The following is a 289-nucleotide window of genomic DNA, read 5'->3' on the forward strand; positions in this document are numbered from 1 at the left end:
CGACGCCGGGTGGGTCCGGCACGCCACCGGAACCCTCGCACCGGCCGGAACACCCACCACCACCCCACCCACCGAACACATCACCTGGCCCCCACCCGGCCGCCCCCTCGACCTCACCCACGCCTACGACGAACTCACCACCCGCGGATACACCTACGGACCACTCTTCCAAGGCCTCACCGCCCTCTGGCACGACGGCGACGACCTCTACGCCGAAGTCAGCCTCCCCCACGACACCGACACCACCGGCCACACACTCCACCCCGCACTCCTCGACGCCGCCCTGCAC

Annotated in this window: 1 protein-coding gene; it reads left to right on the forward strand. The window is 70.9% G+C overall.

Features of this window, described 5'->3' with window-relative positions:
• Positions 1–289: polyketide synthase dehydratase domain-containing protein (locus tag OO67_RS35495; protein ID WP_033305962.1), on the forward strand; the 289-nt coding region annotated here is incomplete at both ends.

This window comes from Streptomyces atroolivaceus, from assembly GCF_000717025.1.
Classification (GTDB): domain Bacteria; phylum Actinomycetota; class Actinomycetes; order Streptomycetales; family Streptomycetaceae; genus Streptomyces; species Streptomyces atroolivaceus.